This is a genomic window from Proteiniphilum sp. (assembly GCF_040307845.1).
Classification (GTDB): Bacteria; Bacteroidota; Bacteroidia; order Bacteroidales; family Dysgonomonadaceae; genus Proteiniphilum.
Window position 1 is genome coordinate 238620 of record NZ_JAWRIS010000058.1, and the last position, 22738, is coordinate 261357.

The 22738-nt window shown below is 40.2% G+C and carries 24 protein-coding genes, 1 tRNA gene and 2 pseudogenes; 6 read left to right on the forward strand and 21 right to left on the reverse strand.

Annotation, left to right across the window (positions count from 1 at the left end; all coding sequences use genetic code 11):
• The first annotated feature begins 243 nt into the window (after nt 1–243).
• A complete protein-coding gene (locus ABV001_RS13970) occupies nt 244–1578 on the forward strand; it encodes an NADP-specific glutamate dehydrogenase (protein WP_352423377.1) in 1335 nt (444 codons plus the stop codon).
• Nucleotides 1579–1589: 11 nt separating this feature from the next.
• Here the strand turns inward: ABV001_RS13970 and ABV001_RS13975 are convergent, their stop codons facing one another.
• Both ABV001_RS13975 and ABV001_RS13980 read right to left on the reverse strand, forming a co-directional pair.
• The gene (locus ABV001_RS13975) at nt 1590–2945 is read right to left on the reverse strand and encodes a GntT/GntP/DsdX family permease (RefSeq protein WP_352423378.1); all 1356 of its coding nucleotides are present in this window, start codon (nt 2943–2945) and stop codon (nt 1590–1592) included.
• A gap of 44 nt (nt 2946–2989) precedes the next feature.
• The gene (locus ABV001_RS13980) at nt 2990–4276 is read right to left on the reverse strand and encodes a Gfo/Idh/MocA family protein (protein ID WP_352423379.1); all 1287 of its coding nucleotides are present in this window, start codon (nt 4274–4276) and stop codon (nt 2990–2992) included.
• Nucleotides 4277–4402: 126 nt separating this feature from the next.
• On the opposite strand from ABV001_RS13980, the gene ABV001_RS13985 reads away from it, so the two are divergent.
• Nucleotides 4403–4476 (forward strand) — tRNA-Arg (locus ABV001_RS13985).
• A gap of 526 nt (nt 4477–5002) precedes the next feature.
• Here the strand turns inward: ABV001_RS13985 and ABV001_RS13990 are convergent.
• Nucleotides 5003–6007 (reverse strand): annotated as a pseudogene (locus ABV001_RS13990) (recombinase family protein); the annotation flags it as partial.
• A gap of 28 nt (nt 6008–6035) precedes the next feature.
• On the reverse strand, nt 6036–6200 hold the full coding sequence (locus ABV001_RS13995; RefSeq protein WP_352423380.1) for a hypothetical protein: 165 nt from the start codon (nt 6198–6200) through the stop codon (nt 6036–6038).
• Between the two features lie 382 nt (nt 6201–6582).
• Between ABV001_RS13995 and ABV001_RS14000 the strand changes: the two genes are divergently transcribed.
• A complete protein-coding gene (locus tag ABV001_RS14000; RefSeq protein WP_352423381.1) occupies nt 6583–7239 on the forward strand; it encodes a PRTRC system ThiF family protein in 657 nt (218 codons plus the stop codon).
• 162 nt (nt 7240–7401) lie between these two features.
• Nucleotides 7402–7911: a hypothetical protein gene (locus ABV001_RS14005; RefSeq protein ID WP_352423382.1), complete on the forward strand. Its 510-nt coding sequence runs from the start codon at nt 7402–7404 to the stop codon at nt 7909–7911.
• A 292-nt stretch (nt 7912–8203) separates the two neighbouring features.
• On the opposite strand, the gene ABV001_RS14010 is transcribed toward ABV001_RS14005, so the two are convergent.
• The 15 genes and pseudogenes from ABV001_RS14010 to ABV001_RS14080 form a co-directional block, all read right to left on the reverse strand.
• Complete coding sequence (locus ABV001_RS14010) at nt 8204–8524, reverse strand: hypothetical protein (RefSeq protein ID WP_352423383.1); 321 nt, start codon at nt 8522–8524, stop codon at nt 8204–8206.
• Between the two features lie 20 nt (nt 8525–8544).
• A complete protein-coding gene (locus ABV001_RS14015) occupies nt 8545–9075 on the reverse strand; it encodes a hypothetical protein (RefSeq protein WP_352423384.1) in 531 nt (176 codons plus the stop codon).
• A 72-nt stretch (nt 9076–9147) separates the two neighbouring features.
• On the reverse strand, nt 9148–9294 hold the full coding sequence (locus ABV001_RS14020; protein ID WP_352423385.1) for a hypothetical protein: 147 nt from the start codon (nt 9292–9294) through the stop codon (nt 9148–9150).
• A 13-nt stretch (nt 9295–9307) separates the two neighbouring features.
• Nucleotides 9308–11072, reverse strand: a pseudogene (gene arsA / locus ABV001_RS14025) (arsenical pump-driving ATPase).
• Nucleotides 11073–11083: 11 nt separating this feature from the next.
• Nucleotides 11084–11407, reverse strand: coding sequence for an arsenic metallochaperone ArsD family protein (locus ABV001_RS14030; RefSeq protein ID WP_352423386.1), 324 nt, complete (start codon nt 11405–11407; stop codon nt 11084–11086).
• Nucleotides 11408–11521: 114 nt separating this feature from the next.
• Entirely contained in the window at nt 11522–12115 is a 594-nt protein-coding gene (locus ABV001_RS14035) for a sigma-70 family RNA polymerase sigma factor (RefSeq protein ID WP_352423387.1), read from the reverse strand.
• 20 nt (nt 12116–12135) lie between these two features.
• A complete protein-coding gene (gene arsA / locus ABV001_RS14040) occupies nt 12136–13854 on the reverse strand; it encodes an arsenical pump-driving ATPase (RefSeq protein WP_352423388.1) in 1719 nt (572 codons plus the stop codon).
• Between the two features lie 12 nt (nt 13855–13866).
• Entirely contained in the window at nt 13867–14223 is a 357-nt protein-coding gene (gene arsD / locus ABV001_RS14045; protein WP_352423389.1) for an arsenite efflux transporter metallochaperone ArsD, read from the reverse strand.
• 12 nt (nt 14224–14235) lie between these two features.
• Nucleotides 14236–14469, reverse strand: coding sequence for a thioredoxin family protein (locus tag ABV001_RS14050; protein ID WP_352423390.1), 234 nt, complete (start codon nt 14467–14469; stop codon nt 14236–14238).
• Nucleotides 14470–14479: 10 nt separating this feature from the next.
• Nucleotides 14480–15178, reverse strand: a complete 699-nt coding sequence (locus ABV001_RS14055; protein WP_352423391.1) for an aromatic aminobenezylarsenical efflux permease ArsG family transporter — start codon at nt 15176–15178, stop codon at nt 14480–14482.
• Between the two features lie 4 nt (nt 15179–15182).
• Nucleotides 15183–15617 carry a nitrophenyl compound nitroreductase subunit ArsF family protein gene (locus ABV001_RS14060; RefSeq protein ID WP_352423392.1) on the reverse strand — a complete coding sequence of 145 codons (435 nt, stop codon included), beginning with the start codon at nt 15615–15617 and terminating at the stop codon, nt 15183–15185.
• A gap of 36 nt (nt 15618–15653) precedes the next feature.
• Nucleotides 15654–16451 carry a cation efflux transmembrane domain-containing protein gene (locus ABV001_RS14065; RefSeq protein ID WP_352423393.1) on the reverse strand — a complete coding sequence of 266 codons (798 nt, stop codon included), beginning with the start codon at nt 16449–16451 and terminating at the stop codon, nt 15654–15656.
• 5 nt (nt 16452–16456) lie between these two features.
• Complete coding sequence (arsB, locus tag ABV001_RS14070) at nt 16457–17500, reverse strand: ACR3 family arsenite efflux transporter (RefSeq protein WP_352423394.1); 1044 nt, start codon at nt 17498–17500, stop codon at nt 16457–16459.
• A complete protein-coding gene (locus ABV001_RS14075) occupies nt 17490–17918 on the reverse strand; it encodes an arsenate reductase ArsC (RefSeq protein WP_352423395.1) in 429 nt (142 codons plus the stop codon). The genes arsB and ABV001_RS14075 overlap by 11 nt, the downstream gene beginning before the upstream one ends.
• 66 nt (nt 17919–17984) lie before the next feature.
• The gene (locus tag ABV001_RS14080) at nt 17985–18311 is read right to left on the reverse strand and encodes an ArsR/SmtB family transcription factor (protein ID WP_352423396.1); all 327 of its coding nucleotides are present in this window, start codon (nt 18309–18311) and stop codon (nt 17985–17987) included.
• Nucleotides 18312–18775: 464 nt separating this feature from the next.
• Here ABV001_RS14080 and ABV001_RS14085 point away from each other — a divergent pair, with 464 nt between their 5' ends.
• Nucleotides 18776–18928, forward strand: a complete 153-nt coding sequence (locus tag ABV001_RS14085; RefSeq protein WP_352423397.1) for a hypothetical protein — start codon at nt 18776–18778, stop codon at nt 18926–18928.
• A gap of 86 nt (nt 18929–19014) precedes the next feature.
• On the opposite strand, the gene ABV001_RS14090 is transcribed toward ABV001_RS14085, so the two are convergent.
• Together ABV001_RS14090 and ABV001_RS14095 are read right to left on the reverse strand one after the other, a co-directional pair.
• Nucleotides 19015–19734, reverse strand: a complete 720-nt coding sequence (locus ABV001_RS14090; protein WP_352423398.1) for a DsbA family oxidoreductase — start codon at nt 19732–19734, stop codon at nt 19015–19017.
• 115 nt (nt 19735–19849) lie between these two features.
• Nucleotides 19850–20950 (reverse strand): NADH:flavin oxidoreductase/NADH oxidase, encoded by a 1101-nt coding sequence (locus ABV001_RS14095; protein ID WP_352423399.1) that lies wholly within the window; start codon nt 20948–20950, stop codon nt 19850–19852.
• Nucleotides 20951–21418: 468 nt separating this feature from the next.
• Between ABV001_RS14095 and ABV001_RS14100 the strand changes: the two genes are divergently transcribed.
• On the forward strand, nt 21419–22732 hold the full coding sequence (locus tag ABV001_RS14100; protein WP_352423400.1) for a TolC family protein: 1314 nt from the start codon (nt 21419–21421) through the stop codon (nt 22730–22732).
• The last annotated feature ends 6 nt before the right edge of the window (nt 22733–22738 follow it).

Sequence of the window (22738 nt, forward strand, 5' to 3'; positions counted from 1 at the left end):
GTTATTTAATAACAATATTTAAGTTGTGAGGTTTTTCAGGAAGCCGGACTCTGACAGATGAGGGCCGGACTCGTGATTGTTGTGAGGTTTGCCCGGTTTGTCTCACTGTACCGGGGGTTCCTTCCATACGACCTTAGTGTAAAAGATTAATATTGACGTATGAAACGAGCATGAACATCATTATACCCAAGATGATGATTATCGCGAGTTCCATACACCGACAAGAAAAAATAAAATAATCGTATGAAATCTTCAGAAGTTTTAGGTCTTCTAAAAAGGCGTTTTCCCAATGAGCCTGAATATCATCAGGCAGTAGAGGAAGTAGTGGAATCCATTGAGGATGTATATAACGAACATCCCGAGTTCGAAAAAGCAAACCTGATCGAACGGTTGGTCATCCCCGACAAGATCCATACTTTCCGTGTTACATGGGTAGATGATAAGGGAAATGTACAGACTAACATGGGTTACCGCGTACAGCATAACAATTCTATTGGCCCGTATAAGGGCGGGATTCGTTTTCATGCTTCGGTATCGCCTTCTATTTTGAAGTTCCTTGCTTTTGAACAGACTTTTAAAAATGCACTCACTACCTTGCCGATGGGAGGAGCCAAAGGAGGTTCTGATTTCTCACCACGAGGTAAATCCGATGCGGAGGTGATGCGGTTCTGCCAGGCTTTTGTGGAAGGTCTGTGGAAAGTTATCGGGCCCAATACCGACGTGCCTGCCGGCGATATAGGTGTGGGTGGCCGTGAAGTAGGTTATATGTTCGGTAAATACAAGAAGCTGGCTGAGGAATTCACCGGCACCTTTACCGGCAAGGGGCGCGAGTTCGGCGGATCGCTTATCCGTCCCGAAGCCACCGGCTATGGGAATGTTTATTTCCTGTTGGAGATGCTGAAAACCAGAAATATTGATATCAAAGGAAAAAAATGCCTGGTATCCGGATCGGGTAATGTGGCTCAGTATACCTGCGAGAAGTTGCTGGAATTAGGTGCTATTCCCGTCACCCTGTCCGATTCCGACGGTTATATTTATGATCCCGACGGTATCACCAGAGAAAAACTGGAATTTGTGATGGAACTGAAGAATCTTTACCGCGGTCGTATTCGTGAATATGCGGAAGAGTACGGATGTAAATATGTCCCCGGAGCACGTCCGTGGGGAGAGAAAGGCGATATTGCCCTTCCTTCGGCCACCCAGAACGAGATCGACCAGGCAGATGCCGAAGCGCTTGTGAAGAACGGTGTAATCGCTGTGTCGGAAGGTGCCAATATGCCGAGTACCCCCGAAGCTATCGCGGTGTTCCAGGCGGATAAAATACTATATGCACCCGGTAAGGCAGCCAATGCGGGAGGAGTATCGGTTTCCGGACTGGAAATGACCCAAAACTCAGAACGTTACAGTTGGACTGCGGAAGAAGTCGATGAAAAACTGAAATGGATCATGGGCAATATCCACGAAAATTGCGTGAAATACGGCACTGAAAGTGATGGTTATATTAATTACGTGAAAGGCGCAAATATTGCCGGATTCATGAAGGTTGCCAAAGCGATGATGAGCCAGGGGATCTTATAATGGCCAATTCACTAAAAAAACAGGCTGGCCAGTAATGTGAATACCAATCCGCAAAAAGCGATGATAGTCTCCATTACTGTCCAGCTTTGTAATGTCTGCTTTTCATTCATCCCCAGGTATTTTCCGACCAGCCAGAATCCGCTGTCGTTGACATGCGACAGCAAGGTAGCCCCTGAGGCGATAGATATCACCACCAGTGCCCGCTGAGGATCGTTCAACCCGAATTCACTGATAATAGGGGCGATGATACTTGCTGCGGTGATCATCGCTACCGTAGCGGAACCCTGCGTTACCCTTACCACGGCGGCAATGATCCATGCCAGCAGGATAGGGGGTAGAGGTGAATTGGCCATTGATTCTGCCATGATCTGACCGATTCCGCTATCGACCAGCACCTGTTTCAACACTCCCCCTGCACCGGTGATCAGGATAATAATCCCGGCGGGAGCCAGCGCCTTTGTACTCAGGTCGAGAACTTTTTGCTTATCCATTCCTCTTTTTATGCACAAGAAATAGGTGGCAACAAGGGTCGCGATGATCAGTGCGGAAAAAGGATGCCCAAGAAACTCCAGTACGTCGGTGAGGACCGATTTCCTTACAATTTCTTTTGAGACCGCTACGGTAGTGAATGTGTTGAGAAGGATCAGAAGCAATGGTATCGAGATGATAACCGCGATCATCCTGAATGATGGAAATGCCTTTTCATCGAACGCTGTAGGGGTCTCCTCATCACTATAAGGAGCTTCCAGATATATCTTTTGTGAAATATATTTACCGAAAACAGGTCCTGCAATAATGGCGGTCGGAATACCCAGTATAAATCCCATCAGGATAACCCATCCCAACTGCGCATTGATAATGTCTGCCACCGCAACCGGCCCCGGGGTAGGCGGAATAAAACTGTGGGTAACTGCCAGTCCGGCCAGCAGGGGTATGGCATAATAGAGCAGCGACCGTTTGGTATCTCGCGATAGTGCGTACACGATGGGAACCAGAATGATAAACCCTACGTCGAAAAAGACAGGGATCGCGACAATAAACCCCGTTAATACCATTGCCCAGGGCGCCCGTTCTTTGCCAAACTTGTTCACTAAATAATGAGCAAGCGACTCTGCACCTCCCGAACTCTCCAGCATCTGCCCGAAAATCGCTCCCAATCCTACGACTGTGGCGACAAACCCGAGTGTACCTGCCATCCCTTCCTGAATGGAGTGGGTAATGGCGTTCAGCGGCATCCCGGAGATGATACCTACATAAATGGAGGTGATCAGCAATGCAATAAATGCACTGATCTTGAGTTTCAGGACCATAAACAGCAGAATGGCCACTGCCGATAAGATGATAAAGATTAAAAAGAGTGTTGACATGTTTGTCCTGTTGTGTTAAAGATATCTGTATGACAGTTTATATATCAATAAATAGGCCTTATATACCCCTGGCGGTATGGACGTGCCGATAGTTTTCCGGCTTCTTCATTTCCTGAGATTCTGTTCCCGACAGTATCCCATTCCACTTCACTACCGGTTTCATAGGCGATCATGGCTAACTGAACTGTGGCAGTCGATTGGAAAGCATCTTCCACATCGCAACTTACCAGACTTTTATCTTTTGTCCTGACTGCATTGATAAATTCAGCCAGATGTTTCTCCTGCATATCGGGTGTATCGATATCCATCACCTGTTGTTCCATCTCCCTTCCAGAGGGCGTCAGTATCAATTTATTGTCGGAAGCAAACAAGGTGCCTTTCTCTCCGTAGAAGAATATACCGTTGTTGAATTGAGGATTCAGATCCCCTGTACCCCAAAGCCTGTGTTGCCAGATAACCGGGCAATCTTTGAAATGCATGGCTGCCAGAAGTGTATCGGGTGTGGTTATCCTTCCTTCCAACACGTCAAGGCTTCCGGTAGCCAGGATTGATTCCGGCATTCCGAAATCCATAATAGTGCGGATGATGTCTATATGGTGGATACCCCAGTCGACCAGGTGGCCGTTGCCGTATTCTTTCTCGAGCCTCCAGCTACCATGTCCGATGGATGGGCTGTAGGGTAGCTTTGGGGCGGGGCCGCACCATGCGCCCCAATCCAGAGAGGAGGGGGGATCCTGTACAGTGGTATCTGCATTTCCCGGATTATAATGTATCTGTGCACCTATCTGACGGATTTTGCCTAAATCTCCGTTTTGAATCAATTCCCTCGCCTTTTGGAACGCTTTGTTCTGGCGTCGTTGAAAACCTATCTGCACAATGTTTCCTGCTTTCCGTGCCGCTTCCATCATCGTTTTCCCTTCATCCACATCATAAGCCAACGGCTTTTCACAATAAACAGGCAGCCCTTTCTTGCAGGCAGCTATAAATTGCAGGGCATGCCAGTGGGGAGGCGTTCCTATTAGTATCGAGTCCAATCCCGGCAGATTCAACAGTTCCCGGTAATCCTTAAACTCTCCGGGTTTTGATCCCTGTAATGTTTCCAGTTCAGTGGCACTGTTTCTCAGGTGGGCAGTGTCCACATCGCAGATAGCTGTAATCTCCACTCCGCCGGCTTGCAGTGCCGCTTTGGCGATCACCATGCCATACCATCCACTCCCGATCAATCCGATCTTTAAATTGGAGGTATGTTGTGCGAACAGCGGAGAATGAAATCCCGTTGCCACTGTGGCTGTTGCCAGGGATGATCTCTTGATGAATGTTCTTCTGTCCATATTGTTGAATCAAAAACGGTTTAAGGAATATAATATCCGAATCCCACAAAGATATATAAATTAGCGATTCATATATTTTTTTTATTCTGAGAATTGTGTTATTTTTGCAGCCTGATTCAAAAGGATGGTCCGGTAGCTCAGCTGGATAGAGCAACAGCCTTCTAAGCTGTGGGTCGTGGGTTCGAATCCCGCTCGGATCACTTCTCGGGACAAGTCTGAAAAAAAGAGATTTGTCCCATTTTTTTTGCCCTTTAATTTGTTGGTATTCTGATATATGAGGCTTATGGCGGAATTTATTCTTTGAGTTCGATATCTTGTCCCGTCATAAACAAGATTTTCAGGGAAGATCGAACTTATAATAGTTCTTTTCTCTTCTATATTTCCATACTCATACCGTTTGTCAATATTAGCAACCTTTTTTAATGAAGAAGCCATTAGATCTCTTATTTCTGTACTTGCGACTGCCAAATTATTTAGTTCTTTTTCCAATGCCTCAATCCTTGATTTAGTCAATTTCTTTAGTTCTTGAAAATCATCGTAATCCAACTCTCCATCTGCATTCTTTATAAGAGCATTTTGATAACGTTTGTTTAAAGTATCAATCTGGGCTATGATATTAGCCCGTTCAGCATTTTGGGTTTTAGTCTGCATATTGAAATCTTTTAGGAATGCTTCAATAAAAACATCAACAATACCAGATTTTGGGGATAAATAACGTAACTGTTTCACGAAAGCCTCATTAACTTCTTCAGCCCTGAATCTTGTTCCACATGATGAAGTACAATGATAATAATAATAGTATACGCCCATTTTGCCTTTGGAAGCACTTCCCGTCAACATTCGATTACAATTAGGGCATTTAAGAAACCCTCTTAACGGTAAATTGTCCATTGACATTATTTTCGGTTTTACAACTCGTGTTCTCCCATCAAGGACAGCTTGAACATCATAAAACATCTTTTCACTAATGAGTGGTTCATGTTGTCCTATAACAAAATATCCTTCTTCTTCTTTAAACGGGGGAACGAAAATTTTACCGCAATACAATGGGTTTCGTACAGCTAGCCAAAAATTGTTCTTACTAAACCGTCCTTTTCCATTTGCTTTTTCCCGAACCTTTTTCCAAATCTGTTCGGTACTGAAATTATTAGAGACAATCTGTTCAAATGCCCACCTTAAAATTGGAGCCTCAAACTCATGTAAACCAATATATTTCTTTTTATCTTCGGTTATTTTATTGATATATCCCAGCGGAGCTGGTCCCATATACCTACCTTCTTTCCTCGCCCTTCGCATTCCATGAAAGACGTTAAGTGCTCTCCTGTCATTCTCAACTTCTGGCGCCGCAAGATAGAATGCCAACATGATTTTATTTTCAGGAACGGTTAAATCTAATGGCTGTTCAATAGCCCCTGGCTCGACTCCAAATGTCCTCAATAGATTAATCATTTGATAAGCATCACCTGCGTTTCTACTGAATCTGTCCCACTTGGTAAAAAGTAACAATATACCTGATTTGTTGTTTTTTAATTTACGTAAGTTAGATAAATATTTTTGCCATTCGGGACGTTTGAATGATTTGGCAGAGTGATCTTCTATATAAATATTTCTTATAGGAATGCTCTTTATTTCACAATACTTCCTTAAACGATCTTCCTGGTCGCGCTGAGAATAGCCCTTGTCTGCCTGTTCCTCAGTTGATACTCGTATATACAAATCTGCTGGTTTCATAACAGTTTCTTTAATTATCCATATAAATTCAAATGCAACCTCTAAGATATTGATTAACTGCGATGTGAGCAATTTTATTAACAAAATCTAAGATTATTTTTGCTTCTTCCAAATTTACATAGGTTCCTTTTTTTTTCAAGATTTGGATAACTCTTTCAGGAGTTAATCCATGCTTGTTTTCTTTTTCCATCATCAACTTTATTTTAACTATTTTACCATGACGGATTATTCCGCATTGGTAAACTTAAATAGTTGATTTAAGATCTTTTACTATTGTCTCTCCGTGGCATTATTTGGCTTTAATTGGCCACTAGACTAAAAAAAAGTTTAGAAATTCAGCGAACTGAACGATTGTGGCACACCGTCTGATTTTGTTGAAGCCATCATTCCACTTCCGTTCCATTCAGTTACAAAATTATCCGGTAAGCCTCACCGAATTCTACTATCTGTAAACGAAAAAATACAAAAAAGGAAAAAACCCGAACACGTTCGGACAATTCCCTTTTTTGCATACTTTCTTTTAAATATGTTGGTTCTTTCCTCACTCTCGGCATATTGCCTCACAACACAGGTTTTTGTCAGTCAATAAGTCGAAGGGAGGATTCATTTTAAAGTGTCAAAAACCGGCGGGTAGAAATGCGGGCAAGTCCGGCCAATTTCTATCCGCCCGTTTTTGTTTAGCATTGATTAACCGGACTAACCGATTTTTCGGCACGAATTGGAAAGCCGAAAGCCGAAAATTTGAAAAAGATACGCAGGGTAATATCCCCAAACAGGCAAGCGCTACGATTACCATTTCGTGTGTGGACAACGTAAAGACTCGTTTCGAGATCGCTGAGATACTGACGGAGCTAAAAGAGAACAGACGTTATTACAGTTGTACACCTGCTTACTGGCTCGACTTCGGCAACAGCCAACACGCAGGGCAGGTTATTCTCTCCACCGTTGGCGAATTGCACCAACCAAAATCCGAAAAGTTTATGCTTGTCGACAATCTACCTTTTGTGACGGATGAATTTGGCGAACTGTTGAAGCAGTCCGAATTATCGGACGACACGCCGAGTTGCTCTCTTGCTGAAGCACTCGAAAAGCAGGATTTGTTTATCAATGCAACGTTGGCGCAAATGGGTTGTTCGCTCCTTTGGAACTTGTTCCGGAACGGATTGACTGATATACGCGGATTCTTTCTAAACCTGAAAGATTTTCGTACTCAACCGCTCAAAATCAGTTGATATTTCTATTTTTTTTATTATGTTTGTTGTTCCCTAAATGAGAAAATTTCCGGAACTTCTTTTCTTTGGAAAAAAGGCAAACAAAGAAAAGAAGCAAAAGAAATTTGCCTTTTACGGAGAGTATTTTTTGACTTTGTACAGAATATAGTAATCCTTAATAGAATGGTAAAAGAAGAAGTAATCTGCCCAGCAGTTTCCGTTAATGAAGCTGTTATCGGAGGAATTACCCACTCCGACTGTATTTTGCAAATTAATAAATTATTAAACAGGCCCTTGAGTGATGATGAAAAAGTCATCTATGGTTTCCTGACTTCATGTGATCGATTTGTTGCTATGGATAGCCTTCCTTCGCTTCTTTTTAATCATCTTATTTCATTCTCAGAGTTTAGTAAATATTATGTGGAATTAAAAAGGAAAGCGATCATAAAAATCATAGGAGAGGTACCATATAATATGCCCTTTGCTCCAGACTTCCGCAATTGGGGAGAAAAAAATAAAGTAGCTCCAAAAAATATAACAATAATAATTTGTGTTCTTAGAGGAAGAAGAATTGAAACGGTTGGAGAACTAACTTATTATACCAAACAGGATTTACTTCGTTTACGGAGTCTCGGCGTAAAAGGAGTTGATCTCATTTTCAAATGGCTTGGTGAGGAACATAATTGGAAATGACATCACGAACTTTCCCTTTTTAAATTAACATCTAAAATCGAATTACTAGCTTGTGTGAAACAAAAGTTAAAGCAACAAAATTCAATGCTCAACTTGGTTTAGATTGTTCCTACAGAACGTATGAAGGAGGGGATATTCTTAAATTTTCCCTTAATACCGAAGATGATCTTGTCTATTATTTACAAGATATAGGAGCTGTTGCACTTAATCAATATCTGATGAGTAATAAGTTGGCTTGAATGTAAGGTAAGGAAGAAAAAATATTTCAAAATTTGGGGGATCAAACGCCGTTTTACCTCAAACTACGCTTTTCCCTGAAATAATGATCGAACTCTTTTTCTATGTCGAATTCTTTTCCATATATTCTTCTGTCTAAATTCATTTCTTTTTCTTTTTGCCGATAATATCTATTTAATTCCCAGTACTCTCTGGCATATTGTTCATTAATTCTTTTCTCACCAACTATCCAGAATGTGAGAATACCGGCCAGGGCAAGAATGAATACAGACATACCAACAATTTCTTTTACAGTAAACCCCCACTCATAAAAAATCTTCTCTTGACAGATCCTTTTAAAGTGAGTGAATTTATTTATGCCTTTTGTTTTTTTCATAATAAGATGATTTTTATATATTAAGGAATAACTTTTTGGATAAAAATATATAAAGACTGACAACAACCAACAGGCTCAGGTTCCTCCAAGATCGAATCTTTGGTAGGACAACAACTTGTTTTTTTTGTCGTTTCAATAGACACATTATTGAGACTATTGTCTGTATTACTAAGTTTGTCTCCCCAAACTAATATAGATATGACAATTGCTGCTGCGAGCCAAAGAATTATTTTTTGAATCCGATTTGATTTACGGCTTTTATTATTTTCGGTTTCTTCGTTCGAGTTGCAACAAGTATCGGTAGAACTGCAACAACTCTTCTCTTTCTTAAAGTATAGTTGGTAAAATCCAAATAGCAAGGATAATATAGCTGCTCCAATGAAAATATTCTTGTATTGTGCAAAGAATGTTAACTGAGAAGCTCCGATGCCGATTGATGCCAGTATTCCTGCAATAATAGGCAGACCACAACACGTTATCATACCAAGAAATGCCAATATAGATGATGAAATGCCCACAATAGCTGAGCCGATTGTTCTTAATTTACTCATGATTTATATGTTTTAATGAATGTAAAGAAATAGGAAAGTCCTGCATCTTGTTTTGATACAGAACCGTCCATCTTATTTATTTACAGATGATTTTTGTTCCTCTGTCTTGCCGTTCTGAATATCTGTTTCAGATTTCTTATTTGGCGTACAGCAGCAACAATCCTTAGAAGTTGTTGCAAACAATTTATCCCAAGAATCTTTCGCTTTTTTCTTTTTCATATTTACTTTGATTTTATTGAAGTAATAATTTCAGATTTTCACCCTTCAACTCTTGGTTTTGCCAAGGAACTAACACCATGTTGCCCGACGAAATACGATTCACCTCATTGATCCATTTTGTTTCGGCAACTGCCCTTGCTTTCAGTAACGGACTTTGGGTAGGCGTATTTACCATGCTGTTATTCACTATCCACCACTTATTTTCTATTCCTGCTCGTTGTAAATCTTCTCGCAGACGTTCGGCTTCAAGAACAGGTGTTGCTTCGGGTAATGTAACGATAATAACTTCTGTCTCATTCTTATCTCGAAGACGAGGAAGCAAGTTTCTTACTGATTCAGGGATATTTCCTTGCGTTCTTTCTACCTCTTTGTGATAGCTTTGGGTAGTGTCTAAAAGCAGCAAAGTATGTCCTGTGGGAGCGGTATCGATAATTACGACTTCGGTATCAGCTTTCTTTACTATATCTGCAAATGCTCGGAATACAGCAATCTCTTTGGTACAGGGAGATTTCAAATCTTCTTTCACATAAGCAACTTCCTCTTCGGTCTTCCCTGCTTTGATTGCCTTGTCAATCACTTCATTTTCATAAGCGATTAATTCGGCTTCGGGGTCTATACGACTCACTGTGATATTATTTTCTCCATGAATGATAAACTTCAAATGGTCTGCCGGATCTGTTGTTGTCAAATGTACCTTTTGACCTCTTGACGCAAGGTCAATAGCTATTGATGCAGCCATTGTAGTTTTGCCTACACCACCTTTTCCCATCGTGAATATCACACGTTTGTTGGTTTCCCGCAGATAGTTGCCCAATTCTTTCAATGTCTGATACTCGCTAACCGATTCTTGCTCTTTACTATCGGGCACCATATCTAGAGTAAAGAAGTTTCGCAAATTTTCTACTCCTGTCAGATTGTAGGACCGAAGCGGTACGAAGAAACTTTTCAATGAATCCAAATTGTGAGGTTGTTGTTCCAACGCATTCGTCTGCTTATCGTATAGTTCTTTGGATATAAGGTCGTTTTCATCTACATGGTCTAACAAACCATTGACAACCATCCACTGATTTTTTATATCCATATCCCATAATTCGGAAGATGAGCGAGATACCTCTTCCAAAGGCGTATAATCGGGTCGTGATACCAATACCAAAGTAGTAAGCTGAGTCAGATAATTTTTTCACTGCCTCCATGTACATGGCCTGCTTTTCTCTCATGCCTGATAGTTGCCCAACATAATTAGCAGATGGGGCTTCATTACTGATATAGTTTCCCCATGCTGATGGAAGTTCTAACATTCTTAGTGTATGCCCTGTGGGAGCAGTGTCGAATAGGATGTAGTTGTACTGCTCCGATTTTTCCTTGCTTGTTATAATTTCGGAAAATTCATTGAAAGCAGCAATTTCAACAGTACATGAGCCGGATAATTGTTCCTCGATATTTTTGATTATTGCTTCGGACATTTTCCCTCTGTATGGAGCAATGATAGATTCTTTATAATCTTTGGCTGCATCTTCGGGATTCAGATTTATGACTGTCAGGTTTGGAATATCTCGGATAACAGTTCCTTTGTTATTTAATTCGGTACTGAAAACATCTTGCAGATTGGATGCAGGATCGGTGCTAATCAACAATACTTTATTTCCGGCATCGGCAAGGCTGACGGCTGTTGCACACGCAATAGATGTTTTGCCTACTCCACCCTTACCTGTGAAAAACATATACTTGGTCAAGTCGATACTTTCGGGCTTATATGCCACTAATTGATCTCTTTTCATTCTAACTATTTTTATTGGTTATTACTAAATTCTATTCCGGTCCACACAGCCAATTCTTCCTGCGTTGGATAGGACTTGTCTTTGACTACTTTGTTCTCGATAATTGTTAGAGGAAATACTTCTATTCCTTTCTCGTCCAGATAATCGTCGATATTGGGAATTTGAGCGAGCAAATCGGGTTTCATGGCTACATTGACACGGATTAGTTCGATGTCTTTAGTTTTAAGAAAGTCTGCATAGCTATCAAGCCGTTGCAGTTCTGTGTAACTGTCAGTGTTCATCAAGCTGGTAGAGCAGCATCCTCCCATCTCAAAAATTGTGATTCTCTTTATCATATCTTTTCTATTTTTGGTTCATATAAGAAGTCGGAGAAAAACAGAAAAAGACACATAATCACATAAAAAAAGCGACTCAATTAATTGAATCGCTCTCTGTATCAGTAGAATAATTTAGCAATTTTGTTTACAAAATTCTTTTTCGGCTAGCAATAAGGGCGTACAGGAATCTTTTACATCACACTTTACAAAAGCTCCGTTTTTATCTAAAATAATATTGCAACAATCCATGAACGAGCCATGTAGCATTTTCCGTGCTCGTTGTATCCGCATTTTGGCTGCCGATAGTTTTATCCCTAATTTGTCAGCAATATCTTTTTGGGGCATATTTTCAATATCACTAAGATACAGCGGAACTGAATAATCTTCGGGTAGCATTTTTATCAGATTTCGGATACATTCATTCTGCCAATCAGCTTCAATCGGATTCTCTATATCAGGCTCATCATATGCAGCCAATTCTTCAAAAGGAATATTTGTGTCTGTACCTCTGAAATAGTCTGCAATAACATATTTAGAGGTTTGATACAGCCAACCTCTGATATGCTCAATGTTCACATTGTCCTGATAGGCTTTTGAAAACCGATACATCACTTCTTGCACAATATCCTCGGCAGCCTCCTTATTCCCCACTTTGCTCAGTGCAAAAGAGAATAGAGAATCATAAAATTCTTGTACAGATTTTTGTATATTGCAACATGGGTTCATAATAATTCATTTTTTAGTTATCATCCTTTCTCACTCCACGCAATCACAGCAAAATTATCATTTGAAATTTCTTTCACCTTTTCTATCCATTGTATTTCACTCTGTGCTTTCGCTTTCAGGAATGGGTTATTCGTATCAGTAAGCAATAAACTTGAATTAACCACCCACCATTTATTTTTTAGCCCGGCACGCTGTAAATCCTGTTGCAGACGTTGAGCTTCAAAAACGGGTGTCGTTTCGGGGAGAGTAACAATTATTACTTCCGTTTCTTTCTCATTTCGCAGACGTGGCAATAGATTCTGAACAGCAGGAGTAATATTACCCTGTGTACGCTCTACTTCCTTGTGATAGCTTTGAGTAGAATCAAGTAACAATAAAGTATGTCCTGTCGGTGCAGTGTCAATTACCACTACCTCGTTGTCGGCTTTAGCGACAATTTCGGCGAAAGCATTGAAAACAGCTATCTCTTGTGTACATGGCGACCGCAAATCTTCTTCAATATAGCTCAAATCAGCATCGCCCATTGTTTCTCTTGCCTTATCCAATACATTCTTCTGGTAAGCAGCCAATACTGCTTTTTCATCAATATGGCTTACGGTAATACCCGCTACTTCTGTTTCCACAAAAGCCAAATGATTGGCAGGGTCGGTTGTGGTCAGATGTACTTTTACACCTTTCTTAGCCAGCCCTCTGGCAATGTCTCCGGCAATAGTCGTTTTGCCTACACCGCCTTTTCCCATTGTGAAAATCACTCGTTTTCCTGCTGTGTACAAATCATCAATGATGGTATCAATCGTTTTAAAATTCGTTGTGTCAATTGTCTTTTGTTCGTTTACTGATATCTTATCCACATTCAGCATATTACGGATATTATCGATACCGGTCATATTGTATGAGCGTAAAGGCACAAAATAAGTAGTCAATTTTAATAAGGCTTGGGAGCGATTATTCAATGCCTTTTGCTGACGGTCGTATAATTGTTTCGATATTGCATCATTCGGGTCGTAATTATCCAATACGCCGTTGATAATCAAATGCTGCGATTTTATGCCTGTTTCCAATAGTTCATTGGACGAGCGTTCTACTTCAGCCAACGGACTTTCGTCGGGACGGCTAACAAGAAACATCGTTGTTTGTGTTTCGTCCGACAATGTTCTCACAGCTTCTTTATACACCTCTTTTCGATCCTCCAATCCCGACAGTTGCCCCAAGCAAGATGCTCCGGTGGTATTTTCGGCAATAAAAGTATTCCATGCCGATGGCAGTTGCAGCATACGCAGGGTATGTCCGGTAGGAGCGGTATCGAAGATAATATGGTCGAAGCCTTTTCGTTTATCTTCATCGGTAATAAAGTTAGAGAACTCGTTGAAGGCTGCGATCTCGACAGTACATGAGCCGGATAGCTGTTCTTCCATATTGGCAATGACGCTTTCGGGCAATTTCCCTCTGAATGGAGCAATAACCGATTCCCGGTATTCAGCAGCAGCCTGTTCGGGATCGAGATTGACAACGGTCAGATTCGGCACTTCTTTGATTTGTGTACCCTTGTTATTCAGCTCCATATTAAAAACATCTTGCAAGTTAGATGCCGGATCGGTACTTATCAAAAGGACTTTCTTTCCACTATCGGCAAGATTGACGGCTGTGGCACAAGCAATAGAGGTTTTACCCACACCGCCCTTACCTGTAAAGAAGATATATTGCGTGTAATTCGCTGTAGATGGATTATATATTTTCATTTTTCTATCGTTTTATTCTTGTTTAGTAGTTAGCTCTTCCTCTTTTACTTGTAGCCATTCGGCTATTTGCTTGTTGCTCGGATAGGCTTTCTTCATCACAATTTCATTATCGAGCATCGTAATGGGAAATACGTCTGCCGACTCATTCATCAGGCAATCGTTTATCACTTTTGTATCTACATATACCTGTGGATTATCTTTCAGGTTGTAACGTTCTACAAGTATGCCTTTGCGTTTCAATGTTTCTACCACTACTGCAATACGCATAAGTTCGGGATCTATATTCACACCACACAAGCCTGTCGGGCAGCAAAGTGCAGAATCATATATCTTCATCGTTTTGCGAGTATCTACTTTCAAATCTAACATATCGGTTTCTTTTTATGCGGTTATTATTTTTAATACTTCTTCTTGGGTCGGCACATAGCCTTTTATCTTCACTTCGCCATCGACCACTACGGCAGGCAACGACATGATATTGTATTTTACAATTTCCAGTATATCTTCTTCTTTAGATACCGTGGCATCTATCCCCGAATCGGCAACAGCTGATTGTACAACATCGAATGTTGTCTTACACTTGGCACACCCTGTGCCTAATATTATTATTTCCATATGGTTACTTTTAAATATTCATGATTATATAATAGATTCCTACTACAATAAATACAGCTGAGATAATACGTCTGAACCATACCTCAAAGCTTTTCATTCGATTATAGAACTTCCCTACATTCGACATACTGTATGCCAATAAGTAAGCGATAATGATAACAGGCAATCCTGTGGCGATGGCAAATACAGGAGGTAGAAGCAGCCCCGATGCACTGCTGATTGTCATCGGAATCAGCACTCCAAAATAAAGGACACCGCTGTATGGGCAGAAGGCTAATGCGAATAACACGCCTAGCAGAAAAGCATTCAGATAATTCTTTTTCATTTTCTTTTCGCCGATTTTCGCTGTCAGCCTGTTTAATATCGGGATATTGAACTTTATAATATCTAGCATCAATATTCCGATAATGATTAAGGCTATTCCCAAATACAAGCCACTGATATTTTGCAACATTTTGGCTACCTGAAACTTACTTGCACCGAAATAAAACACCAATCCCAAAGCCGTATAACTGAACACACGCCCCAATGTATAGAATATACCATTGAAAAGAACACGCTTTTTATCGGCTATATCCTTACTAAGATAAGCTGTCGCCGTGATATTGGTAGCCAATGGGCAAGGGCTGATAGCTGTCATCAATCCTAAGATAAACGCCGTTAGTATCGGAATATCCGAATTATCTACTAATTGTTGCAGGAACTCCATACGCTTATGATGCTCTTTGGTTTACTTCTTTCTTAATGAGATCGCTAAGGACAATCGGATTATTAACTGCATTGGCAAAGGCCTGCTCTGTAATATCTACCGAATTGTCTCCTTTGGCGATAATAAGAGCGTTCCATGATACTTCATATTTATTTACTAAATCTTCGAACTGTTTGTCGCTTGTATCTACTTCGATAAATTTCACATTGTTATTACCGGAATAAGCATCTTCGATGGTTTTCTTTGCTAAGTCGCCTACTGCTATACACGTTTTACAACGTTGTTTGCCATGAAAGTAGTAGACATTTACAATAGGAGCATCAGCCGTTATAGCGGTTTGTTCTCCCTGTGTCGGTTCTTGTACTTGTTTGTTTTCTGTTTTATTTCCGCATGAAATAAAGAATACAGCTAAGAATAGGATTAAAATACTTTTGTTCATACAATTAATGATTTATTTGTTTTACATGATATTAATTTAGTTTTTTGCTAATTTCAAAATACGTAAAGCACCTCTTATTACAATGGCGAATACAATACTGCCTATTACTAAATCTGGTATATTGCTATCGAGCCACCACACTGTTACCCCTGCTAAAATTACCCCTGCATTGATTATTACATCATTAGACGAGAATATCAAGCTTGCCTGTATATGAGCATCTTTACTTTTTGTTCTTTGAAGAATCAGTAAACAAGCTGTATTCGCAATAAGGGCAAGAATAGAAATGACAATCATAGTCTGAAAGTGTGGTACTTCTTCAATTCCTACAAATCGCTTGATTACTTCGATAAAACCTAATACAGCAAGCAGTATTTGAAAATAGCCACTTATTAGGGCTACTTTTTTCTTTCGGGCTATGGCTGCCCCCACAGCAAAAAGACTTAATGTGTAAACAGCCGCATCAGCCAACATATCCAGACTATCGGCAACTAATCCCATTGATTTGGAAATGATGCCTGTTGTCATTTCAATAATGAAGAATGCAAAGTTGATTATGAGTACAGCCCATAATGCTTTTCTTTGTTTTTTATCCTCGTTTTCTTGTTCGATGTATTCTGTTTCTGCATTTTCCAATAGGGCAGAGCCTAAGTCCAATTCTGCAATAGCAGTTTCAATCAATTTGATATTGTGTGTATGGATTATAGTTAATATCCTGTTTGTTAAGTCATATTCTTGATGAATAATATTTTCAATATTTTCTAATTTCAGACGTATAAGATTCTCCTCACAAGGGCAATCCATTTTATCTATTTTAAATACAGCTTTATACATAAGATTTATAATTTTTCTGTATAATATTTCTTTCTCAACCAAAAAGCCACATTGACTAATCCGATCAATACAGGCACTTCTACCAATGGCCCGACCACACCGGCAAAAGCTTGTCCGCTATGTAAGCCAAATACTCCGATTGCTACTGCTATTGCCAATTCAAAATTGTTCCCTGTGGCTGTGAATGAAATAGAAGCATTCTTGTCATAGGGTGTTCCTGCCGCTTTGCTGGCAAAGAAGCTGATAAAGAACATCACCGTGAAGTAAATAATCAGAGGAATGGCAATTCTTACTACATCCATAGGTATTTGAACAATCAGTTCCCCTTTCAGGCTAAACATCAAGATGATAGTCAGCAGTAAAGCGATCAGCGTAATGGGCGAAATGGCAGGGATAAATTTTTCTTCATACCATTGTTTCCCTTTTATTTTTACAAGTATCACACGACTTAGAATACCCATCAGAAAAGGGATTCCTAAATAAATACCAACCGTCTCGGCTATTGTACCAATGGAAATATCGACAATTGCACCTTCGAAGCCTAAAAGCGGAGGTAGTTTTGTGATAAACAACCACGCATAGAAACTATAAAAGAATACTTGGAAGATACTATTCAGAGCCACAAGCCCTGCTCCATATTCTGCATTGCCTTCTGCCAGATCGTTCCACACTAAAACCATAGCAATACAGCGTGCCAACCCGATAAGGATAACACCCACCATGTATTCGGGATAGTCATGCAAAAAGATAACGGCTAAAGCGAACATCAATACCGGACCTATTATCCAATTGAGAACTAAAGAGGTTGTCAATACTTTGGCATTGGTAAATACTTTCGGTAAAAGTTTGTAGTTCACCTTAGCCAATGGCGGATACATCATCAGTATTAAACCAATCGCCAAAGGTATATTTGTTGTTCCGCTCGACATGGCATCTATATATCCGCTAAAGGAGGGAATGAAATATCCCAAGCCTACACCAATAGCCATTGCTAAAAATATCCAAAGTGTCAGATTCTTATTTAAGAATCCCATTTTTTTACTGCTCATTTTCTTTTTTTATTTGGAGGTAGAAATTATAAAAGGCTTCCTTTATTTGGTCACGTACACGAATAAACTCACTTTGAATAAATTCGGGAGTTCCTTCGGCATCGGACGGATCATCAAATCCGATATGTAATTGATGTTTTACCTTGCCCGAAAACATGGGACAAGTTTCTTTTGCTCCACCGCAGACTGTGATTACATAATCCCATTCGTCATTGAGGTATTTATCCACACTGTCTGATGTGTGATGTGAAATATCGATGCCTGCATCTTTCATCACTTCAACTGCTTTTGGATTTAGTTTTCCGCTGGCTTTTGTCCCTGCGGAATGAACATCTAAAGCAGCATCAAACGATTGTAGAAATCCATGTGCCATCTGACTGCGGCAACTATTACCTGTACAAAGTATAAGTATTTTCATCTTTTTATTCGTTAATGTATAGTCTATTCGTAATTCGCAAAAACACGAATAATATAAACAAATTTTTTATTTCGTACTGCAATTATCATCATTGCTCACTTCTATAAAGAATGTTGAAAACAAACTCTTTGCCTTCTCCCAATTTTCTTTATTGATACAGTATTTGACAGTGGGTAATGTAATCGTACCCTGCACTAATCCTGCATCTTTGAGTTCGTTCAGATGCTGCGATAGTGTACTTTTAGCGATGGGTAGTATTTCAGACATATCGCCATGATAGCAGCATGACTGATTAGCCAACATCTCCAATATAGCAATACGGATAGGATGCCCCATTGCTTTGGCAAAACGTGCTATCTGTTCTTGTTCCGCTGTTAATTCTTTCTTTGACATAGTATAATTATTATTCAGTTCGTAAAAATACGAATTTATTTTTGATTCGCAAATAAAAGATGTATATTTGTAATTAGAAGTTAGGCTTACAGCGGTCTGCCAAAACAGGACAAAAAGGCATCCTTTTAATCGTTACGAATTCGTTACGGACTTGCCTTTTGTGAAAATTAAATAATTGATTATTATATCTATACGAGATAAAAATGTGTTCCCAGCGGGATCACTTTTAAAATAAGGCACTTATCAATGGAATTTTGATAGGTGCTTTTTATTGATTCCTACATAGTTCTTATTTTGTGAGTAAAAACTTCATTTTTTCATCACCTTATCCATAAGAAAAATCATTGATTTCATCACCTTAAAAAGGTGGCATTCTTTAATTTTTTTGTTTATCGGATAAAAATATTTGTATTTGATAAAAGGAAAAAATCGTATATCTTTACGAGAAATAAAAGGAGATCAGTATGGAAACAATAATAATTACAACCGGAAACGAAAGGCAAAGCAACTTGGTAAAGTCTATGCTTAAAGAAATGCGTATTCGCTTTACGACCCATACCGACGAAAACGAGGTAGAAGTTTCAGCCGCAGAATTATCCGTTCTGGCTATCCGATAAGAGTTAGAAGAAATATGATATGGCATGTCCTCGTAAATACATCTTTGCTTATATATTACAAATTTATTGGAAAGATTATAGCACGGTCATCCTATAGAACATGACAGCCCGGATGCATTGGGTGAATAGCAGAAGGCAAATTCCTTTTCTTCGGAGGTAGATATTCCATTGACATTCCAATTGGCAAAAGACTTCTCTAATGTTTCCAGATATACTTCATCGGGAATGGAACCCTGAATAACTGTTTTGTTATTGAACAGATAGAACGGGATATATTGCAAAATCAATATATCCTCACTGTAACGGATGTCTTGAGTTAACTCGGCTATATACTCGTTGCTGTCGAGCGTTCTGACAAGTTCATCGACAGGCAGACCTACCTTCTTCGCGATCTCTGTGATGACCTTTCTGTCGCTGATACATTCCCCATTGGTAAAATAAGCCTGAAAGAAAGCTTCGATGGTATCCGCTGCCAGATGATAGTTGCGTGCAAACTTCACCGTCCGTAGCGCATCTGCTGTACTTGTAATAACCACCCTGTCGAAATTGAATTTTATGCCGACCGCCTCCGACAATTGATAAAGCTCGTCCAGGATATCTTTTTCATTCTTATAAAAATCGAGGTAGGAAGTATCCTTCGGTTCCTTTTTTAAGCTGGGATCAAGTTCGTAACTATGCCAGACAAGTTCCACCTGATCAGCGTGAGGAAACAGCTGCAGTGCGTTTTCCAATTTCTTTTTACCTATAAAGCAATATGGACAGGCAATATCTGCCCAGATCTCAATTTTCATCTTTTCCGTACCCATATTTCTACTATTTTGTGAATGAATTGGTTTTCTTATTCTTTAGCTATTTTTGATTGATTTCTACAACGGATTGGTAAATGTTAATCTTACATCATGAAGTAGAATGATATAAATCTTATTTTTTGAATAATTCCTTTTGACCGTGTGGCTCACTCCGTACATATTGAGGAGGAGGGGTAACCTGCGCACCCAAAGCCGCTGCAGCATGCCATCCCCATCGCGGGTCATACAGCATGGCCCGTCCTATTGCGATCAAATCTGCCATTTCTTCCTTGATTACCTGTTCAGCCTCTGCCGGATCTGTAATCAGCCCGACACCGATTACAGGCATTTTCACAGTTTTTTTTATGGCTTCGGCAAATGGTAATTGATAGCCCGGGTGCAAGGCCGGCATTTGTTGTGATCCATCCAGACCACCTGTCGAAACATGGATATAACCACAGCCCCTTTTGTCCAGTTCACGGGCGAACTCGATACTCTGGTCGATATCCCATCCACCCTCTATCCAATCGGTAGCTGATATACGGATGCCTACCGGAAAATCTGCCGGAACAGCCGCTTTGATTGCATCGAAGACTTCGAGGCCGAAACGCATCCTGTTTTCCGGGCTTCCTCCGTATTCATCCGTCCGTTTGTTGGAGACGGGTGAAAGGAACTGATGGATCAGGTATCCGTGTGCGCCATGTATTTCCACCATGTCGATGCCGATAGAATATGCCAGTTTCGCAGCTTCAGCAAATTGAGCGATGATGGCCTTTATCTCTTCTTTTGTCAGGGATTTGGGAACCATGCCATTTGCCCCAAACGGTATGGCAGACGGTGCATAAACTTGCCAACCGCGAGGATCATCAGGTTGAAAATATCGATGAGGCTTCCAGCCTAAATCGGTAGATGCTTTTCTTCCGGCATGGGCAAGTTGTATCCCGATCTTGATATCGGAATGCAAACGGATAAAGTTGATTACCTTGCTTAAAGCATGGGCAGTATTCTTGTCCCATAATCCTAAGTCGGCATAACTGATACGTCCCTGTGGGCTAACGCCGGTTGCCTCGATGATTAGCAGAGCGGCACCCGACATGGCGAGATTTCCATAGTGCGCCAGATGCCATTCATTGGCTTGCCCGTCTCCTGCAGAGTATTGGCACATTGGGGGAATAACTATACGATTATTCAATTCCATCCCGCCTATTTTTATGGGAGAAAATAAGTTGCTCATTTTACTTATTTGTTGTTTGTATGACAATGTCTCTTTAAACAATCTTTACAATGAAGTTGTTTGATCGTGCCCGTAGTTGAAAGAAAATCATACCTTCTTCAAATCCCAATTCATATCGACCTGCATTTTGTTTTACTATTGTTGTAATTAACTCACAAGTGTCATGTCAATGTAAAATTGTCAGATAAAGCTTCTTACGCTTTATTCTTGCCTGATCGTCGGTAAACATTATCCCCGTCTCGATTATTCTACCCGGAAAATATTTTCCGTTGGAAATTTGTTGTCTTAGAAAATAATTATTTCCTTTGTAATATATTTCCAAAGGACATAATTATTTATTGGTGAAATTGAACTATTTCGATAAGCTAAATGAGCAGAGGATAAGCTTGCTCATTCTATGCCATAGCGAGAATTGAAAATAGAGGAGCGCAGGCGACTCAAATAGTCTAATGTAATTGAACTAAAAAGATGAGAGTAAAAACCATAGTAGCAACACTGGCATGTACGCTTTCGGCTATCGTTGTTCAAGCACAAGGTATCCGATATATCTCCGTGGATGAGGCGGTAACTATTGCTTTGCAAAATAACAGCAACATAAAAATGTCGAAGCTGGATGAGAAAACTGCCAATGCCAATTATCACCAGACAGATGCAATATTTTTGCCGCAAATCAGTGTTGGATATACTGCATTCAGCACAAACAATCCGCTGAATGCTTTTGGATTTCTATTGCAGCAGGAATCGGTAACGGCAATGGATTTCGATCCGGAAAAGCTGAACAATCCGGGATCTACGCAAAACTATAGTACGCAAGTGGAGGCTAAATTGCCTTTATTCAATCTTGATATGATTTATGCCCGCAAAGGAGCTAAAGCGCAAGAAGAGATGTATAAATATAAAACAGAACGAACCGAAGAATACATCGAATTTGAAGTGTGTAAGGCATACGCTCAATTACAAATGTCGTACCAGGCACGAGACATATTGCAAAAGTCGTTGGAAGATGTGGAACAAATACATCAATCGGTTACAAATTTTTACAATCAGGGTTTAATCCAGAAATCGGACGTGCTGAATGCTCAAGTGCAGGTAAACACTATCGAAGCCGCATTGGCTAAAGCCGAAAGCAATATACATAACGCGTCGGATGGACTTCGCTTGATTATGGGAATGGAGAACGAGCGTGAAGTTTTTGTAACTGATTCGTTACAGCAAAAAATGGCATTGCATCAAACGCAAACACTATCGTCCTATCGCTCCGATATTATGGCACTAAACAAAGCCGTAGATGCCACCAACATGATGGTAAAGTCTTCCAAAATGGCGTTCCTACCTCGTATTAATGCTTTTGGAACGTACAATCTGAATGATGATAAGGCTTTCAAATTCAGAAACGATTCGTATCTGGTGGGCATCCAATTGAGTTGGACTATTTTTTCGGGAAATCAGAACCGAAGTAAAATCAAGTCATCTCAATTTCAACGCGACAAGATGCAAGAGGAACTTAATCTGCACATTAAGCAAAGTCAGTTGGAACTGGACAAAACCAAACGAGACCTCAACGATTCGCAAATAGAAATCAACAAACAGAAGACCAGTGTAGAGCAAGCCGATGAAGCCTTGCGCATCCTTGGCAACCGCCACCGCGAAGGTTTGGCAAGCACTACCGATTTGTTGATGGCACAAGCACAGTTATCGCAACAGCGGCTGTTATTGGCACAGACCATCATGTCGTACAATATTACAGCGGCTTATTGGCAATTTTTGGCAAAAACGGAATAATAACAA

Excerpts from the sequence above, each read along its gene's own strand:
- ABV001_RS14020 (WP_352423385.1), bottom strand. The coding sequence starts at position 9,294 with ATGAAAAAGAAAAAAGCGAAAGATTCTTGGGATAAATTGTTTGCAACA.
- ABV001_RS13980 (WP_352423379.1), bottom strand. The coding sequence starts at position 4,276 with ATGGACAGAAGAACATTCATCAAGAGATCATCCCTGGCAACAGCCACA.
- ABV001_RS14090 (WP_352423398.1), bottom strand. The coding sequence starts at position 19,734 with ATGGGTACGGAAAAGATGAAAATTGAGATCTGGGCAGATATTGCCTGT.
- arsD (WP_352423389.1), bottom strand. The coding sequence starts at position 14,223 with ATGTTAGATTTGAAAGTAGATACTCGCAAAACGATGAAGATATATGAT.
- arsA (WP_352423388.1), bottom strand. The coding sequence starts at position 13,854 with ATGAAAATATATAATCCATCTACAGCGAATTACACGCAATATATCTTC.
- ABV001_RS14010 (WP_352423383.1), bottom strand. The coding sequence starts at position 8,524 with ATGAAAAAAACAAAAGGCATAAATAAATTCACTCACTTTAAAAGGATC.
- ABV001_RS13970 (WP_352423377.1), top strand. The coding sequence starts at position 244 with ATGAAATCTTCAGAAGTTTTAGGTCTTCTAAAAAGGCGTTTTCCCAAT.
- ABV001_RS14050 (WP_352423390.1), bottom strand. The coding sequence starts at position 14,469 with ATGGAAATAATAATATTAGGCACAGGGTGTGCCAAGTGTAAGACAACA.
- ABV001_RS14015 (WP_352423384.1), bottom strand. The coding sequence starts at position 9,075 with ATGAGTAAATTAAGAACAATCGGCTCAGCTATTGTGGGCATTTCATCA.
- ABV001_RS14005 (WP_352423382.1), top strand. The coding sequence starts at position 7,402 with ATGGTAAAAGAAGAAGTAATCTGCCCAGCAGTTTCCGTTAATGAAGCT.
- ABV001_RS14055 (WP_352423391.1), bottom strand. The coding sequence starts at position 15,178 with ATGGAGTTCCTGCAACAATTAGTAGATAATTCGGATATTCCGATACTA.
- ABV001_RS14085 (WP_352423397.1), top strand. The coding sequence starts at position 18,776 with ATGGAAACAATAATAATTACAACCGGAAACGAAAGGCAAAGCAACTTG.
- ABV001_RS14100 (WP_352423400.1), top strand. The coding sequence starts at position 21,419 with ATGAGAGTAAAAACCATAGTAGCAACACTGGCATGTACGCTTTCGGCT.
- ABV001_RS14075 (WP_352423395.1), bottom strand. The coding sequence starts at position 17,918 with ATGAAAATACTTATACTTTGTACAGGTAATAGTTGCCGCAGTCAGATG.
- ABV001_RS14030 (WP_352423386.1), bottom strand. The coding sequence starts at position 11,407 with ATGATAAAGAGAATCACAATTTTTGAGATGGGAGGATGCTGCTCTACC.
- ABV001_RS14080 (WP_352423396.1), bottom strand. The coding sequence starts at position 18,311 with ATGTCAAAGAAAGAATTAACAGCGGAACAAGAACAGATAGCACGTTTT.
- ABV001_RS14095 (WP_352423399.1), bottom strand. The coding sequence starts at position 20,950 with ATGAGCAACTTATTTTCTCCCATAAAAATAGGCGGGATGGAATTGAAT.
- ABV001_RS14065 (WP_352423393.1), bottom strand. The coding sequence starts at position 16,451 with ATGTATAAAGCTGTATTTAAAATAGATAAAATGGATTGCCCTTGTGAG.
- ABV001_RS14035 (WP_352423387.1), bottom strand. The coding sequence starts at position 12,115 with ATGAACCCATGTTGCAATATACAAAAATCTGTACAAGAATTTTATGAT.
- ABV001_RS14060 (WP_352423392.1), bottom strand. The coding sequence starts at position 15,617 with ATGAACAAAAGTATTTTAATCCTATTCTTAGCTGTATTCTTTATTTCA.
- ABV001_RS13975 (WP_352423378.1), bottom strand. The coding sequence starts at position 2,945 with ATGTCAACACTCTTTTTAATCTTTATCATCTTATCGGCAGTGGCCATT.
- arsB (WP_352423394.1), bottom strand. The coding sequence starts at position 17,500 with ATGAGCAGTAAAAAAATGGGATTCTTAAATAAGAATCTGACACTTTGG.
- ABV001_RS13995 (WP_352423380.1), bottom strand. The coding sequence starts at position 6,200 with ATGATGGAAAAAGAAAACAAGCATGGATTAACTCCTGAAAGAGTTATC.